Source organism: Mesorhizobium sp. BR1-1-4 (assembly GCF_020165375.1).
Classification (GTDB): Bacteria; Pseudomonadota; Alphaproteobacteria; order Rhizobiales; family Rhizobiaceae; genus Mesorhizobium; species Mesorhizobium australicum.
On sequence record NZ_JAIUIB010000003.1, the window covers coordinates 253481 to 270503 of the forward strand.

Here is a 17023-nt window from a genome sequence, read left to right on the forward strand (position 1 = left end):
ACCGGCGCCTGATCGATCAGGCCGCCGGTCTCGCGGCCACGGGCCGGGAAACGCTCCGTCCTTGACAAGCCAGCCCAACAATTCCACCATCATCGCAAGGGGTGTATCGCGACGACCCCGTGAGGCGTCAGCCCAATGTTCGCGTCCAGGCTTCTTCAGGAGGTGGACGCCATGCCGTCAACAACCGCTATCACCGTACAGCAACTATCCCGTCTGATTGGTCTGCCGGGCGCGCCTGTGATCGTCGATGTCCGTATCGATGAAGACTACGACGCCGACCCGCGCCTGCTGCCGGCCTCTCACCGGCGCAATTTCAAAACGGTCTCGGCTTGGGCAAACGACCTTGCCGGCAGCCAAGTGGCCGTCGTTTGCCAGAAGGGGCAAAAGCTTTCGCAAGGGGTTGCCGCGTGGCTGCGGCATGAAGGCATTGCCGCCGAATCCCTCGAAGGCGGCTTCGAAGCCTGGCGGGATGCCGGCGGGCTTCTGGTCCGCGCCGACAAGATACCTTCCCGCGATGAAAAGGGCCGCACCGTCTGGGTGACGCGGGCTCGCCCCAAGGTCGATCGCATCGCTTGCCCATGGCTGATCCGGCGCTTCATCGATCCCGACGCGGTGTTTCTCTTCGTCGAACCCGCTGAAGTTCCGGCTGTCGCAGACCGCTTTCAGGCCGTGCCTTTCGACATCGACAATGTGTTCTGGAGTCATCGCGGCGAGCGCTGCACCTTCGACACGATGATCGAGGAGTTCGGGCTGGAATCCCAGGCACTCGATCGGCTTGCCACGATCGTGCGCGCGGCCGACACCGCACGCCTGGATCTGGTTCCTCAGGCAGCCGGATTTCTGGCCGCCTCGCTTGGCCTGTCACGCATGTTCCGCGACGATCTGGAGCAGCTGGAGGCCGGCACGATACTCTATGACGCGTTCTTCCGCTGGTGTCGCGACGCCACTGACGAGACGCACAACTGGCCGGGCGGGGCAAAGCCGTCATGAGCAGCCTCATTTCGGGCAATGATGCCGACCTCGTCGAGGCGCCGGCGGTCCCGAGCTTCCGCGAAGCCACGAAATTCTGGGCGAAGATCGGATTGCTGAGCTTCGGCGGGCCGGCCGGGCAGATCGCGCTCATGCACAAGGAATTGGTCGAGGACCGGCGCTGGATCGGCGAACAGCGTTTCCTGCATGCGCTGAACTACTGCATGCTGCTGCCCGGTCCCGAGGCCCAGCAACTCGCCATCTATATCGGCTGGCTGCTGCACAGGACGATCGGCGGCCTTGTCGCCGGTGTTCTGTTCGTGGTGCCCGGCGCACTCGTCATGCTCACCCTGAGCATTCTCTATGCGCTCTATGGTGATGTCCCGCTGGTCGCGGCGCTGTTCTTCGGGGTCAAGGCCGCCGTGCTCGCGGTCGTGGTCGAGGCGGTGATCCGCATCGGCCGCCGCGCCTTGAAGAACCGGTTGATGGTGGCGATCGCGCTTTGCGCTTTTCTCGGCATCTATGTGCTCGCCATCCCGTTCCCGCTCATCGTCCTGATTGCGGGATCGGTGGGATGGGTGGGAAACCGTGTCGCGCCAGCCCTGTTTTCCGGCGCGGCGCACGGCAAGAACGACGCTCCCGATATCAGGGGCGCGGTCGACCTGATGTTCGAACGCGGCGAACTGGCCCATACCAGGCCGACACGATGGCATGCGCCGCGCACCATCGCGATCTGGCTGCCGATTTGGCTCGGGCCAGTTCTGTTGCTGTGGGCGCTCACCGGAAGGAGCAGCGTGTGGACGCAGATTGGCGGCTTCTTCAGCCTCATGGCGGTGGTCACCTTCGGCGGCGCCTACGCGGTTCTTGCCTATGTCGCGCAGGCAGCCGTGCAGTCCTTCGGCTGGCTCGCCCCTGGTGAAATGGTCGATGGCCTTGGCCTTGCCGAGACCACGCCGGGTCCACTCATCCTGGTGTTGCAATTCGTCGGCTTCATCGCCGCGTTTCGCCACTCCGGCTCGCTGGACGCACTGCTTGGCGGATCGCTTGGAGCGCTGCTGACGCTGTGGGTTACGTTCACACCCTGCTTCTTCTGGATATTCCTCGGCGCGCCCTACATCGAGGCCCTGCGCGGCAACAAGGCCCTGTCGGCCGCACTGGGAGCGATCACCGCCGCCGTGGTCGGCGTCGTCATGAACCTTGCTCTGTGGTTCGCCTTGCACGTCGTCTTCCGCGAAGTGCGCATGACGGGCCTTGGCATGAACGTGCCGGTGCTTTCGTCGATCGACTGGCGAGCCGCGCTGCTTTCAGTGGCCGCCATGGTCGCCATCCTGAAGTGGAAAACCGGTGTGCTGCCGACGCTTGCGGGATGCGCTGTTGCCGGCGTGTTGCTGCTCGCCGCGGGCGGCTAGTGGATGTCGCCCGGAAGTGTCTTCGGTTCGGGAAAACGACATGCATCGAAACAAGATCTAAGGCGCGTCGCATGAATCCGTTTCGACGCGACGCGCTTTAGATTTTCCGGCTCCTTTGTATTCCGCTTCCGAACCATCTAACTGGTGGAAAACGGATTGGACCAGCAATGGCGGGACGACGCTCTTCCCTCGGCTTTCTCGGTATGTTCGGCCGCTCGGGTGATTTGCGGCAGCTCGATGCCGCCTTGCGTGGCGCCGACCTGCATCCCGCCCTCGTGCCCGAAGGGGTGAAACTAACCATCGTCAATCTGATGAAGGACCACTGGCCCGAGGAGCCGCCGCCGCAGGCCTATCCGCGGGTAGCGAACCTGTTCAGCTACTGCATCGCCGGACCGGAAACCTTCGAGCGTGCGCAAGGCCCACAGCAGCGGCTCGACGCGGAGCGCCGGATCGAGGCCGCTCTCGAAACCGGCGACGATCTCGATGCCCAGATCGTGCTGATGGCACTGCACGCCAAGCTGATCAACGCCGAGGTGGTTGAGCGCTTCGGGCTGGGCGCCGACTGAGCGCTGGCTGAGTGCTTTCGTGAAACGCTGAAACCGCTCTAAGCCCGGCTTATCTCCTGGAGATACCAGCCGATATAACGCAGCTCGTTGTACTCCATCGGCGCGATCGGTCCGGGCACGAAATAGTGCGAGCGTACGCCGCGCGCCGTATGCTCGATGATCTTCTTGTCCTCGTCCGTGGTGACCTTCCACAGCCAGGTCAGTTTCTCCAGATCGTAGTCCTGGCCTTCGACAGCGTCGCCGCGCACCAGCCAGATCAGTTCCATCTCGCAGGTCTGAGCCGTTTTCGGGATGAATCGGTAGATCATCCCATGGTCGGGGTAGCAGACGAGGAAAGTCGTGCCGCCAAGATGGATGGAGGTGACGCCGCCGTCATAGTCGGTGAAGCGGCCCATCAGTGGCGCGACGGGGGAGCCGTCCCGGCTGCCGCTCGAAACGCCGTCATAGAGCGCATAGCGGAAGGTGTGGATCGCCTCCTGGCCGGCGGCCGAATTCTGCCAGCGATCGCCGCTGCCGATCTCGATGCCGAGAGCGCAGGTCCGCTGTTCCATCGCGGCATTGAGCTGCTCGATCATCTCCGCGGGCTTTTCCAGCGCGTGCGTCTGCGAATATTCGGGATGCGCCGGTCCGCAATGGTAGCATTCGACATAATTTTCGACGGCGAGCTTCCAGTTCGCCTCGAGCGGGTAGCTTTGGCGATACGCCACCTTGGCATCGCCCCACCCATATTGTCCGCAACTCGTGCGCAAAGATTGCTCGATCGGATCGAAATCGAGTGGCGTCTCGGCGAAGGAGATGAAGACAAGGCCGGTCGCGACGCGGACATGGAGCTTCTTCAGCCCGTGCGCGGTGCGGTCGAAATCCTTCGGCATCAGCCTGGCGGCGCGCAGCGAGCCGTCATTGGAATAGGTCCATGCATGGTACGGGCAGACGAACACTTTCGCGTTGCCCTTCTCTTTGGTGCAGACCTCGGCGCCGCGATGGCGGCAGACATTGAGCATGGCATGCACGGTGCCATCCATGCCACGCGACAGGATGACCGCCTCGTCACCGAGCTTGAACAGTTCGAAGTCGCCGGGGTTGGGAATGACGCTGGCATGCGCCAGGCAGTGCCAATGGCGGCGGAACAGACGTTCCATGTCCCGCTCGAAAATATCCTGGTCGTGGTAGAATGGGCGCGTCAGGCCGTAGCCTGGCCGGTGCGAGGCCACCAGCCGATCGATTGCATCTTCGGTATTTGCGGCTTGCTGGATAGGATAGACGCTCATTTGTCGTTCTGCCCAATGGTTGGTTCTGTCGGTGGCTATCTGTATGTCGGTCTTCTGGCTAGCCGCCCATGCTCGCTCGCGGCAGGTGGATCAGGTTGCCGAAGCGGGCGCGCAATCTGTCGTCGACCAGCTTGGGCACGTGCCGCGGAAATCGTTCCGCAAGGATGCGCTTCTTTTCGTCGATCGCCCGGGCCAATATATCAGGGCGGCCTTTTTCGTTCCATTCCTTCGGTGAGGAACGGTCGCCGAAGGCGGGATAAAAACGCTCTGCCCGGGCCGACTTGAGCGTTTGCTCGTTGTCAAGATAATGGCCCGGACCCTTGAGGCAGACATCGGCGATGGTGTCGATCGACAGCGCTTCGTCCGTCACTTCGATGCCGCGTGCGCAGCGCAAGCAATGGCCAAGCATGTCATTGTCGATGATCAGGCTTTCCAGGCAGAAGCCGAGCAGCGAGGCATGCATGCCGGCCGATTCGTAGACGAGGTTGAGGCCCGAGAGGCCGGCCATCACATTGGTGATGCCCTTCTCGTAGCCGGACTGGATATCGGGCAGTTTCGAGTCTGTCATGCCGGCGGCCGAGCCGCCGGGCAGGTCGTAGAATTGCGCCATCTGCGCGCAGGCCGCCGTTACCACCGCCTGTTCGGCCGAGCCCCCGGCCATGGTGTTGGTGCGCAGGTCCGACATGAACGGCCAGGCGCCGAAGATCGCCGGATGTCCCGGCTTGAGTGCGTTGACATATACCAGGCCAGCCAGCACTTCGGCCACTGCCTGCGCGACCGCGCCGGCCATCGCCGCCGGAGCGGTTGTTCCGGACTGGCCGGTGGAGAGGAGCAGGATGGGGATGCCGCCTTCGACACAGGCCTCGAGCACGCCGCAGGCATCCTCGGCGAACTTCATCGGTGGCACGACGAAGGAGTTGGAGTTGGAAACGAATGGCCGGGCGCGGAAATTCTCCTCGCCACCGGCGATGGCATAGAGCATTTCGAGCGCCGGCTTCACATTCTCGCGCACGGTGAAGGACGTGCCGACATGCTTCGACGTCCCCATCACGCAGGCGTAGAGCGTGTTGAAATCCATATCGAGCGGGTCGGCGATGTCGCGCGCCACCATCGGCCGCTGGAAAAAATGGATGTTGCTCAGTCCATCGACGATGCGGGCGGCGTCATAGATGTCCTGCAGCTTCGATTCGCGATACTCGCGTTTTTCGAGATCCACCAGATGCACGGCGATACCCGCCGTGCCGTAATGGACGCGCTTGCCCTGGATCACCATGTCGTGCCTGGGGTCCTGGCCATGCAGCGTGAAATGCCGCGCGGCTCGCTTGATGGTGTCGAGTACGAGCGCACGGGGGAAACGGATGCGGCCATCGTCGCCATGGATGGCGCCAGCCTTGGTCAGGACTTTTATGCAGGACGGGATGGCGTTGGCGAAGCCGACCGTTTCCAGAAGCGTCAGCACGCCCTCATGAATGCGCTCGCAGTCGTTTCCGCGCAATGGCCCGTAACTGCCGCCTTCCATGGCTTGGTGTAGTGGCCCGTTTGGTGGAATGGCTGATTTCACCGCACGTCCCGTTTCGCGGTCGCCGGAGCGTTGTGGACGACGGTTCGCCGGCATGTCCTGCTTTTCGACAGCCACTGGCATGGAAGCACTCCACCTCTACCGGCAGGAGCTCGTGGCGGTTGGTCCACCATCAACCTGCTTCTTCTCTGACGCCGACTATGCCGCCGGCACTGGCCCATCCTATGAGCCAGCTGGCCCAGCTACATGTGCCAGACCTAAAACAAACCGGAGCCGCTGAGAAGCGGCTCCGGTCACGAAATCGGCTTGATGGATCAGGCGGCGGCCGGCCTGCGTCCGGCTGCGGTGGCGAGTTCCCGGATGCCGGGCTCGATGTGCTGCAGAGCGATAGAGGAAATGCCCAACCGCATGAAACGCGAAGGCTTCTCGGTGCGGTCGAAGAAGCGGTCGCCGGGCTCGATGATGACGCTGCGCGAGGCCGCGGCTTCGGCCAAACCGCGGGAATCGGTGCCGCGGGGCCCTTCCAGCCACAGCGACGTGCCGCCGGCCGAGTCGGTCGAGCGCCATTCCGGCAGGAAGGCCGAAATCGCATGGACCAGCCGCTTGCGCCGCTCGTCGAAGGCGCTCGACAGCCGCCGCACCAGCGCTTCGTGATGGCCGAGCGACAGGAACAGCGCCACGGCGCGCTGATTGTTGGCCGGCGGATGGCGCAGCATGAAGCGGCGCAGCGCCCTGAGTTCGGCGATCAGTCCAGCGGAAGCCACGATGTAGCCAAGCCGCAGCCCCGGGGCCAGCGTCTTCGACATCGAGCCGACATAGACGACGCGGCCGGAACGGTCGAGGCTCTTCAATGCCTGCTGCGGCGCCTCGTCGAGAAGCTGGCTGTCATAGCCGTCTTCGATGATGATCTGGTTGTGCCGGTTGGCGCGCGCCAGAAGATCCTGCCGCCGCTCCGCCGACAACGGCACCATGGTCGGGCAATGATGACTGGGGGTGACGAAGACGAAGCCGGAATCATTGGGAATAGAAGAGGTTACGATACCGGACTGGTCCACTGGCACCGGCTCAATGTCGGCGCCCGCGAGCCGGAAGATCGAGCGTGCGTCGGGATAGCCTGGATCCTCCATCGCCACTTTCGAGCCCTTGGTCATCAGCAGCGAGGCCAGCATATAGAGCGCGTTCTGGGCGCCCAGCGTGACGATGATCTCGTCGGGATTGGCGAAGATGCCGCGCCGGGGCAGCAGCCGTGCCTGGATTTGCTCGATCAGCAGCGGATCGTCGCGGTCGACCATGTCGGACGCCCAGTTGCGGATCTCCAGCACGGCCAGCGCCATGCGGTTGCACTCGCGCCACTCGGCGGTCGGGAACAGCGCCGGGTCGAACTGGCCGTACACGAAGGGGTAGGAGGACTTGATCCAGTTCTCGTGCTTGGCGGGCGGCGGCATGTCGCTTGCCGCGATCTGCCGGCGCGCCTTCCAGTCGATCTCGTTGGCCTGGTCGGGTGCTTTCTGGTGCGGCTTGGCGGGTGTCGCCAGCACGTCCGGATTGACGAAATGGCCGCGCCGCTCGCGCGCCACCAGGAAACCCTGGTCGACGAGCTGCTGGAATGCCAGCACCACCGTTCCGCGTGCGACGCCGAGTTTTTCGGCCAGGATACGGCAGGAAGGCAGCGGCATCGAAGCGGCGATCTGGCGGTCGAGAATCGCGGCCACGATGGCTTGGCGGATCTGCGCCTGCAGGGTCTGGCCGGATTCGGCCGAAATCCGGAACAGGCCGGACCATATCGCCGTGTCGTTTCTCTGTGGCATGGAAGATGTTCCTCGATGGCCAGCTTTTTTCGCTTGGCTGGACCAGCCGAACGTAACCGTGGCACAAGGGGTTGCGCCAATCAATTTTTCTGATCTTTGGGATTTATGCCAGTGATCCTTCAAGCTCGAAATAAGGCGCGGCCCCTCGCTCTCGACACCACCTCGCTCCTCGATACCCACCTCCTTGCTCGATACATTGTGTCATCGCATCGTGATGTGCTGCGTCATCGCCGCGTATTGACCGGATGGATTTCGGCTCAATAGTTGGGGCGCGACGACACGCGCCGGAAACATCCGGTCTGATATGGTGCGTCGAAAAAGCCAGGAGTCCCCGCCAGTGGATCAGTCAGCCTTCCAGAAACAGCTTGCCGCCCTGCGCGACCATCGCGCCGCGGCCCCGGGCGACATGCGCCAGGCCTTTGCCGCCGATCCGCAGCGCTTCAAGACATTCTCTGCCGCTGACGGCGACCTCCTGCTCGACTGGTCGAAATGCGCCGTCGATGCGACGACCATGGACTTCCTTGAGAAGCTCGCCGCCGCAGCCGATCTGGAAGGCCGTCGCGCCGCCATGTTCGCCGGCAAGAAGATCAACATCACCGAAGACCGCGCCGTTCTGCACACGGCGCTGCGCAACCTGAGCGGCAAGGGCGTCACGGTTGACGGCCAGGACGTCAAGGCGGATGTCATATCCGTGCTCGATGCCATGGGCGCCTTCGCCGATGCCATACGCTCCGGCAAGGCAACAGGCGCCACCGGCAAGAAGATCACCGATATCGTCAACATCGGCATTGGCGGCTCCGACCTTGGTCCGGCCATGGCGACACTGGCGCTCGCCCCCTATCATGACGGCCCGCGCGCCCACTATGTCTCCAACATCGACGGCGCTCACATCCACGACACGCTGAAGGGGCTGTCCGCCGAAACCACGCTGTTCATCATCGCCTCCAAGACCTTCACCACGGTCGAGACGATGACCAATGCGCAGACGGCGCGCGACTGGGTGCAGAAGGCGCTCGGCAAGGAGGCCGTGGGCAAGCATTTCGCCGCCGTCTCGACCGCGCTCGACCTGGTGGCCAAGTTCGGCATCGAGCCGGATCGCGTCTTCGGCTTCTGGGACTGGGTCGGCGGCCGCTATTCGCTGTGGGGCGCGATCGGCCTGCCGGTCATGATCGCCGTCGGCCCAAGGAATTTTCGCGCTTTCCTCGACGGCGCGCACGAAATGGACGAACACTTCCGCACTGCGCCGCTCCAGAAAAACCTGCCGGCGCTCCTCGGGCTGGTCGGCTGCTGGCACCGCGTGGTCTGCGGCTATCCGGCCCGCGCGGTCATCCCCTACGATCAGCGCCTGTCCAGGCTGCCGGCCTATCTGCAGCAGCTCGACATGGAATCGAACGGCAAGAGCGTTACCCTTGACGGGACGCCGGTGACGACGCCGACCGGGCCGCTGGTCTGGGGCGAGCCAGGCACCAACGGCCAGCACGCCTTCTTCCAACTGCTGCACCAGGGCACCGATTTGATCCCCGTCGAGTTCCTGGCCGCCGCCGTCGGCCACGAGCCTGATCTCAAGCATCAGCATGACCTGCTGCTCGCCAACTGCCTGGCGCAGTCGGAAGCGCTGATGAAGGGCCGTACGCTGGAAGAGGCGCGCGCGCAGATGCTGGCCAAGGGCATGAAGCCGGCCGATGTCGACCGTATCGCGCCGCATCGTGTCTTCTCCGGCAACCGGCCCTCGGTGACCATTCTCTACCGCAAGCTCGACCCGCGCACCTTCGGCCGGCTGATCGCGCTTTACGAGCACCGCGTCTTCGTCGAGGGCACGCTGTTCAACATCAACTCCTTCGACCAGTGGGGCGTCGAACTCGGCAAGGAATTGGCCACCGGCCTCCTGCCTGTCGTGGAAGGCAAGGAAAGCGCCGCAAACCGGGACGCCTCGACCAGGGGCCTTGTGGAACGCATCCACCAATTGCGTGGTTCGGAGTGAAGCGCTTGGCTGACATCAAGGGGATATTGTTCGACAAGGACGGAACGCTTGTCGACTTCAACGCGACCTGGCTCGGCGTCGCCGACTTCATGGCCATGGACGCGGCCGACGGCGACCGCTGGAAAGCCGACAGGCTGCTCGCGGCCGCGGGCTTCGATTTCGCCAACCGGCGCTTCAAGCCCGATTCCATCTTTGCCTCCGGCACCAATCTCGACGTTGTCGAACTGTGGTTCCCGCGCCTGTCCAATGAAGACCAGATGCTGGCCGTTGCCCGTTTCAACGAGATCACCTCGGTGCAGGGCTCGACGATGGCGGTGGCGCTGCCGGGCATCGCCGACACGCTGGCTCTGCTGCACAGGCGATCCTACCGGCTTGGCGTCGCCACCAACGATTCGACCAGCGGCGCGGAAAAGACGCTTGTCACGCTGGGTGTCGCGCAACTGTTCGAAGCCGCCTATGGCTATGACGCGGTGGCCAACCCCAAGCCCGCTCCCGACACCATCCAGGCCTTTTGCGATCTTACGGGGCTCAAGCCGTCTGAGATCGCCATGGTCGGCGACAACAGGCACGATCTCGAAATGGCGCGTGCCGGCGGCTGCGGCCTGGCGGTGGGCGTGCTCTCCGGCACCGGCACGCGCGAATCGCTGGCCGAGATCGCCGATGTCATCCTGGATTCGGTTGCCGATCTGCCGGATTTCCTTTCGACGCGGGTCAAGGAGACGGTCTGATCGGCAGGGCGGCGTACTGTTCGGGCTGGAGGCGAAAGACAGCGCTCGGCTTGAGCGCGGCGTCTTTCGCCTCGCCGAAATCCGGCACCTTGTATTCGGCAAGCAGCCGCAGCCGCGAGCGGGGCAGATAGGCCCGGCCCGGATCGCCGACCAGCACCTCGATGCCGGCGGCGAGGCAGCGGTCGAGGAACGGCATCATCCCCAAGGCGACACCTTGCCCGTAGAACACGTCTCCGGCCAGCACCAGGTCCACGGCGGGCGGTGGCCCGGTGGTGATGTCGTTCCCCATTATCGTGATCGTGACGCCGTTGGCCGCTGCATTCAGCGCCAGCGAGGCAACACCGTTGCGGTCGATCTCGGCGGCCATCACCTCACACGCGCCGGCCTTTCCCGCGGCAATCCCGACAATGCCGGAGCCTGCTCCAAGGTCGAGCACGCGGCGGCCCGCCACGATCTCCGGATGGTCCAGCACATAGCGCGCCAGCACGGCGCCGCCTGCCCAAGCATAGGCCCAATAGGGCGGTTGCGGCTCCTGCGAATCGGCGTCATCGCCTTCGACAAGGCGCCTCAGCCCGCTGCTCGGGTGGGCGGTATAAAGCCAGATTTCGGGAAGCGCCGGCACCGATGTCAGGCGCATGTTCGCCTTGATGAATTCCGCCGGGTCGAGGCGCGGGCGCCGGTCCGGCGTATCGTCCTTGGCGAGACCCACTATTCGCGCAGCGCCCGCCGCAGGATTTTGCCGACCGGCGTCTTCGGCAATTCGGTCCTGAACTCGATGTATCTGGGCCGCTTGTAGCCGGTCAGGTTCTCGCGGCAAAAGGCGGTGATGGCCTCGGCGGTCAGGGCTGGGTCTTTCTTGACGACGAACAGTTTCGGCACTTCGCCCGAATGCTCGTCCGGCACGCCGATCGCCGCCACTTCGAGCACGCCGGGATGCGCCGCCACGACTTCCTCGAGTTCGGTCGGATAGACGTTGAAGCCGGAGACGAGGATCATGTCCTTCTTGCGGTCGACGATCTTGGTGAAGCCGCGATCGTCCATGAAGCCCATGTCGCCGGACTTGAAGAAGCCGTCCTTGGTCATCGCCCTGGCGGTCTCGTCCGGCCGGTTCCAGTAACCGGCCATCACCTGCGGTCCCCTGATGCAGATCTCACCGACCTCGCCGAGCGGTACGTTGTTGCCGTCGTCGTCGCGAATGGCGATTTCGGTCGAGGGCAGCGGCAGGCCGATCGTGCCGGTGAACTCGCCGGAGCTGAACTTGTTGGCCGTCGCCACCGGCGAGGTCTCCGAAAGACCGTAGCCTTCGCTGATGGGGCAACCGGTCAGCGCCTTCCAGCGCTCGGCGACACCCTTCTGTACCGCCATGCCGCCGCCCAGCGTCAAGAGCAGCGGCTTGAAGTCGAGCCTGCGGAAGTCCTCATTGTTGAGCAGCGCGTTGAACAGCGTGTTGAGGCCCGGAAAGATATGGATCGGATACTTGCCCATTTCCTTGACGAAGCCGGGAATGTCGCGCGGATTGGGGATCAGTATGTTCTGGCCGCCCATCTGCATGCCCATCAGCGCATTCACCGTCAGCGCGAAGATATGGTAGAGCGGCAGTGCGCAGACGAGGTTGAGATGCGCCGGCTTTGGCTTGACGGTGTAGGCGTCCTGCAGCCACAGCGCATTCTGCGCGACATTGGCCAGCACATTGCTGTGCGAGAGGGTCGCGCCTTTCGAGATTCCGGTGGTGCCGCCGGTATATTGCAGGAAGGCGACATCGCTGGCGGCCACCGTGGCCGGCTTGAAAGCCATGCCGCGGCCAGCCTTGAGGGCCGCGTTGAACTTGACATGGCCAGGCAATGACCAGGCCGGCACCATCTTCTTGACGCGGCGCACGACCAGATTGACGATCGAGCCCTTCAGGCCGCCGAGCAGGTCGCCCATGGCCGCGACGACGATGTGCTTGACCGAGGTCCTGGCGACGACCGCCTGCAGGGTGTTGGCGAAGTTTTCGAGGATGACGATGGCCTGCGCCCCGGAATCCTTGAGCTGATGCTCCAGTTCGCGCGGCGTGTAGAGGGGATTGACGTTCACCACCGTAAAGCCGGCGCGGGCGACCGCCATCATCGCTATGGGATATTGCAGCACGTTCGGCATCATCAGGGCGACACGCGCGCCCTTCTGCAATCCTGTGGACTGCAGGTAGGCACCGAAGGCCGCCGAAGACTGTTCGAGCTGCGCGTAGGTGATGGACTTGCCCATGCACGTGAAAGCCGGCTGGCCCGCGAACTGCTTGCAGGCGCCAACGAGGAAGTCGCCGATGGAACCGTAGGGAAGGGCGCCGATCTCGGCCGGCATGTTCTTGGGATAGCTGTTGAGCCATGGCTTTTGCGGCAGGCCGGCGGCGAGTTCGGTGAGCGCCTTCGGCAGCCGTTGGCTGGCCGCTGTCGCTGGCTTGGAGACCGGTGCAGTCTTCGCCGGTGGCGAACTCTTCGTCGTCGCGGTTTTGCCCGTTCCGGCCTTGCCCGATCCGGGCTTGGTCGCGGGTGCCTTTGTCGGCGCGGCCTTCGACGCCGGCTTCGCGGCGGTCCTGGCGGTGGCCACGGTTTTTGCCGCGGGTGCTTTCTTGCCGGCCGCCGCCTTCGCGGTCGCGGCCTTGCCCGCGGCCTTGCCTTGCCCGTCGTCGCCTGCGGCTGGTCTAGGCCTCGCCTTAACGGACGCTTTCACCGGGGCCTTCGATGCTTTTGCCACCCGTTCCTCCTCGACAACCCTGGTCGCCTGTTCTCGCTGGGCCCTACCGCGCCGCCTCCAGATTGATGGAGACGTCCCTCCGCTGCCGCCAGCTGTCTATCTATGTATTGCCTCTATCGGCGGCGGTGCAAGTCTTGCCCTAGCGGCAGGATGCCGAAAGATTTGCCGCCGAAAACCTTTCCCGCCGGCCACGGCTGGAACGGCATCTTTCCGCACCGGCGGCGGATGAATACAGGGCGCGGCACCCTTGTCGCCGGACGTCTGATCAATAAAAAAATGCGGTCGTTAATAATATCGTGAATAGAAAAAAGTGCTAATTTTTTCTGCCATTTAGCGAAATTGCGGATTTTTTTCCTGCTTCCCGCGGGGTAAGCAAACGGGGTGTTCCAAACCCGGAAAAACGGTGCTTATATGCGCGCTTCGCGAGCCTGATAGAGGGGCTTGGAAGAACATCAGGGAGTGCTCAATGAAGAAGAAATTGACTTTTGCAGCCGCGTTGCTGGCTGCAAGCGTCCTGGGCGGCGTGGCCAACGCGAAAACTCTGGTCTATTGCGCTGAAGCGTCGCCGGAGGGTTTCGACCCGGCGCCGTATACCGCTGGCCAGACATTCGACGCGTCCTCGCGCACCGTGTTCAATCGCCTTGTCGAATTCGATCACGGCAAGACCTCGGTTTCGCCCGGCCTGGCGGACAGCTGGACCATTTCCGACGACGGCAAGGAATATACCTTCAAGCTGCGCAAGGGCGTCAAGTTCGCGCCCACCGACTACTTCACCCCGACCCGCGACCTGAACGCCGACGACGTGGTGTTCTCGTTCGAGCGCCAGGTCGACAAGAATGGCCCCTGGTTCCAGTACATACCGGGCATCGCTTACCAGTATTACAATGATCAGTTCGGCGACAACATCACCAAGGTCGAGAAGGTCGACGACCTGACGGTGAAGTTCACCCTCAAGGAACCGGCAATCACCTTCATTCCGACCCTGGGCATGGATTTCGCCTCGATCGTCTCGAAGGAATATGCCGACAAGCTGCAGGCCGACAAGACGCCTGAACTGTTCAACCAGAAGCCGGTCGGCACTGGGCCGTTCATCTTCGTCGACTACCAGACCGATGCCGCCATCCGCTACAAGGCCAACCCGGACTATTGGGGCGGCAAGCAGAAGATCGACGATCTGGTCTTCGCCATCACCACCGATCCGGCGGTGCGCGCGCAGAAGCTGAAGGCCGGCGAATGCAACATCATGTCCTACCCGGCACCGGCCGACATTGCCGGCCTGCAGGCTGATGCGAACCTGACGGTCGCGGAGCAGGAAGGCCTCAACGTCGGCGCGCTGATGTACAACACCCAGCAGAAACCGTTCGACGACGTGCGTGTCCGCAAGGCGCTCAACATGGCCATCAACAAGAAGGCCATCATCGACGCGGTGTTCCAGGGCGCCGGCCAGGTGGCGATCAACCCGATCCCGCCGACCATGTGGTCCTACAACAAGGACGTGAAGGACGACCCGTACGATCCGGACGCGGCCAAGAAGATGCTTGAAGAGGCCGGCGTCAAGGACCTCAAGATGAACGTCTGGGCGATGCCCGTCTCGCGTCCGTACATGCCGAACGCGCGCCGCACCGCCGAACTGATCCAGGCGGACTTCGCAAAGGTCGGCGTCACGGTCAACATCGTCAGCTACGATTGGGGTGAATACCTCAAGCGCGCTTCCGCGGTCGATCACGACGGCGCCGTCATCGTCGGCTGGACCGGCGATAATGGCGATCCGGACAACTTCCTCGGCGTGCTCCTGAGCTGCGCTTCCGTCGGTTCGAACAACCGCGCGGAATGGTGCAACAAGGACTTCGATGCGCTCATCAACAAGGCCAAGACGGTTTCCGACCAGGCCGAGCGCACCAAGCTCTACGAACAGGCACAGGTCATCTTCAAGGAGCAGGCACCGTGGGCGACGCTCGCCCACTCCAAGGTGTTCATGCCGATGCAGAAAACCGTCTCCGGCTTTGCGATGGATCCGCTCGGTATCCATCGCTTTGACGGCGTCGATATCGCCGAATAAGGTTCGCGAAACGGGGCGGCGCCACAAGGCGCCCCCCCACCTCGCCCGCCATGCTGCGTTATATCCTCGGCAAGCTCGCCCTCATCATCCCGACCTTCATCGGGATAACCATCCTCGCTTTCGGCTTCGTGCGCATCCTGCCCGGTGATCCGGTGCTGGTGCTTGCGGGCGAACGTGGCCTGTCGCCCGAACGTCATACGGCGCTGATGCACCAGTTCGGGTTCGACCTGCCGATCTGGCAACAGTATCTGACCTATCTGACCAATATCCTCGGCGGCGATTTCGGCACCTCGTTTTCAACCAAGACGCCGGTGCTCAAGGATTTCCTGGTGCGGTTCCCGGCCACGGTCGAACTCGCCATCTTCGCCATGATCTTCGCCGTCATCTTCGGTGTTGCCTTCGGCATTTTTGCTGCCATCCGCCGCGGCTCCTGGTTCGACCAGCTGACCATGGGCACCGCGCTCGCCGGCTATTCCATGCCAATTTTCTGGTGGGGGCTGCTGCTGATCATCGTGTTTTCCGGCACGCTGCACTGGACGCCGGTCTCGGGCCGCATCGACCTTCTCTATTTCTTCAAGCCGGTGACCGGCTTCATGACCATCGATTCCCTCATCTCGGGCCAGAAGGGCGCCTTCCGCTCGGCGGTGTCGCACCTCATCTTGCCCACCATCGTGCTCGGCACCATTCCGCTGGCGGTCATCGCCAGGCAGACCCGCTCGGCCATGCTCGAAGTGCTGGGCGAGGATTATGTGCGCACCGCGCGCGCCAAGGGCCTGGCGCCGCGGCGCGTCATCGGCCTGCATGCCTTCCGCAACGCGCTGATCCCGGTCGTCACCACGATCGGCCTGCAGGTCGGCACGCTGTTGACCGGCGCCATCCTGACCGAGAGCATCTTTTCGTGGCCGGGCATCGGCAAGTGGATGATCGATGCCATTTCCAAGCGCGACTATTTCACCGTGCAGGGCGGGTTGCTTTTGATCGCGCTGATCGTCATGTCGGTGAACCTTATCGTCGACGTGCTCTATGCCGTCATCAACCCGCGCATCCGGGCGAATTGACATGACCAATGAAGGCCCAGCCACCATCGAAGCCGCAACCGTCGTCAAGCCGCAGGATGCGCGGCTGCAGATGTTCGCCGAATTCTGGCACTATTTCTCGATCAACAAGGGCGCGGTGATCGGCCTCTTCGTCTTCGCCCTGCTGATCCTGATCGCCATCTTCGCGCCGTTGCTCGCCCCGCATCCGCCTGATGACCAGTTCCGTGACTTCTTCCTGACGCCGCCGGCCTGGCAGGCGGGCGGCAACGCGCAATTCCTGCTCGGCACCGACGCCGTCGGCCGCGATATGCTTTCGCGCCTGATCTACGGCTCGCGATTCTCGCTCGCCATCGGCTTCGTCGTCGTCACCACGGCACTGATCTCCGGCGTCGTCCTCGGCCTGCTCGCCGGCTACTGCCGTGGCTGGGTCGACACGCTGATCATGCGCATCATGGACATCATCCTGGCTTTCCCGTCGCTGCTGCTGGCCTTGGTGCTGGTCGCGGTGCTCGGCCCTGGCCTCGTCAATGCCATGATCGCCATCGCCTTCGTGCTGCAGCCGCACTTCGCCCGGCTCACCCGCGCCGCCGTGATGGCGGAGAAGACCCGCGAATATGTAGTCTCGGCCAAGGTCGCCGGGGCCAGCCATCTCAGGCTGATGCTGGTCACCATCCTGCCCAACTGCATCGCCCCGCTGATCGTGCAGGCGACGCTGTCCTTCTCCAACGCCATCCTCGAGGCGGCCGCCCTCGGCTTCCTTGGCATGGGGGCGCAGCCGCCGACGCCGGAATGGGGCACCATGCTTGCCGAAGCGCGCGAGTTCATCCTGCGCGCCTGGTGGGTGGTGACCTTCCCGGGCCTTGCCATCCTCATCACCGTCTTTGCCATCAACCTGATCGGCGACGGCCTGCGCGACGCGCTTGACCCCAAGCTGAAGAGGTCGTGA

The 17023-nt window shown here is 63.5% G+C and carries 13 protein-coding genes; 8 read left to right on the forward strand and 5 right to left on the reverse strand.

Annotated elements, in window-relative coordinates:
• Positions 1-171 precede the first annotated feature (171 nt).
• From LB571_RS07510 to LB571_RS07520, 3 genes are all read left to right on the forward strand, one after another.
• Complete coding sequence (locus tag LB571_RS07510; protein ID WP_140723119.1) at positions 172-990, forward strand: chromate resistance protein ChrB domain-containing protein; 819 nt, start codon at positions 172-174, stop codon at positions 988-990.
• Complete coding sequence (chrA, locus tag LB571_RS07515) at positions 987-2378, forward strand: chromate efflux transporter (RefSeq protein WP_224593432.1); 1392 nt, start codon at positions 987-989, stop codon at positions 2376-2378. Before LB571_RS07510 ends, chrA begins: the two co-directional genes overlap by 4 nt.
• 167 nt (positions 2379-2545) lie before the next feature.
• Complete coding sequence (locus tag LB571_RS07520) at positions 2546-2944, forward strand: hypothetical protein (protein WP_015314110.1); 399 nt, start codon at positions 2546-2548, stop codon at positions 2942-2944.
• Between the two features lie 38 nt (positions 2945-2982).
• On the opposite strand, the gene LB571_RS07525 is transcribed toward LB571_RS07520, so the two are convergent.
• From LB571_RS07525 to LB571_RS07535, 3 genes are all read right to left on the reverse strand, one after another.
• Positions 2983-4212, reverse strand: coding sequence for an aromatic ring-hydroxylating oxygenase subunit alpha (locus LB571_RS07525; RefSeq protein WP_015314109.1), 1230 nt, complete (start codon positions 4210-4212; stop codon positions 2983-2985).
• Positions 4213-4270: 58 nt separating this feature from the next.
• Positions 4271-5854, reverse strand: coding sequence for a trimethylamine methyltransferase family protein (locus LB571_RS07530; protein ID WP_140714163.1), 1584 nt, complete (start codon positions 5852-5854; stop codon positions 4271-4273).
• 191 nt (positions 5855-6045) lie between these two features.
• Positions 6046-7539, reverse strand: a complete 1494-nt coding sequence (locus tag LB571_RS07535) for a PLP-dependent aminotransferase family protein (protein ID WP_015314107.1) — start codon at positions 7537-7539, stop codon at positions 6046-6048.
• A 337-nt stretch (positions 7540-7876) separates the two neighbouring features.
• Here LB571_RS07535 and pgi point away from each other — a divergent pair, with 337 nt between their 5' ends.
• Positions 7877-9520, forward strand: a complete 1644-nt coding sequence (gene pgi / locus LB571_RS07540; protein ID WP_411961380.1) for a glucose-6-phosphate isomerase — start codon at positions 7877-7879, stop codon at positions 9518-9520.
• Positions 9521-9525: 5 nt separating this feature from the next.
• Positions 9526-10248, forward strand: a complete 723-nt coding sequence (locus LB571_RS07545; protein ID WP_015314105.1) for an HAD family hydrolase — start codon at positions 9526-9528, stop codon at positions 10246-10248.
• Here the strand turns inward: LB571_RS07545 and LB571_RS07550 are convergent.
• Positions 10232-10957, reverse strand: a complete 726-nt coding sequence (locus LB571_RS07550) for a class I SAM-dependent methyltransferase (protein ID WP_411961381.1) — start codon at positions 10955-10957, stop codon at positions 10232-10234. The genes LB571_RS07545 and LB571_RS07550 overlap by 17 nt on opposite strands.
• The gene (locus tag LB571_RS07555; RefSeq protein WP_224593437.1) at positions 10957-12981 is read right to left on the reverse strand and encodes a long-chain fatty acid--CoA ligase; all 2025 of its coding nucleotides are present in this window, start codon (positions 12979-12981) and stop codon (positions 10957-10959) included. Before LB571_RS07555 ends, LB571_RS07550 begins: the two co-directional genes overlap by 1 nt.
• A 466-nt stretch (positions 12982-13447) precedes the next feature.
• Between LB571_RS07555 and LB571_RS07560 the strand changes: the two genes are divergently transcribed.
• The 3 genes from LB571_RS07560 to LB571_RS07570 all read left to right on the forward strand — a co-directional run bounded on the left by LB571_RS07560 (position 13448) and on the right by LB571_RS07570 (position 17023).
• Positions 13448-15040, forward strand: coding sequence for an ABC transporter substrate-binding protein (locus tag LB571_RS07560; RefSeq protein WP_015314102.1), 1593 nt, complete (start codon positions 13448-13450; stop codon positions 15038-15040).
• Positions 15041-15090: 50 nt separating this feature from the next.
• Positions 15091-16098 carry an ABC transporter permease subunit gene (locus LB571_RS07565; RefSeq protein WP_015314101.1) on the forward strand — a complete coding sequence of 336 codons (1008 nt, stop codon included), beginning with the start codon at positions 15091-15093 and terminating at the stop codon, positions 16096-16098.
• Between the two features lie 70 nt (positions 16099-16168).
• A complete protein-coding gene (locus tag LB571_RS07570; RefSeq protein ID WP_224593855.1) occupies positions 16169-17023 on the forward strand; it encodes an ABC transporter permease subunit in 855 nt (284 codons plus the stop codon).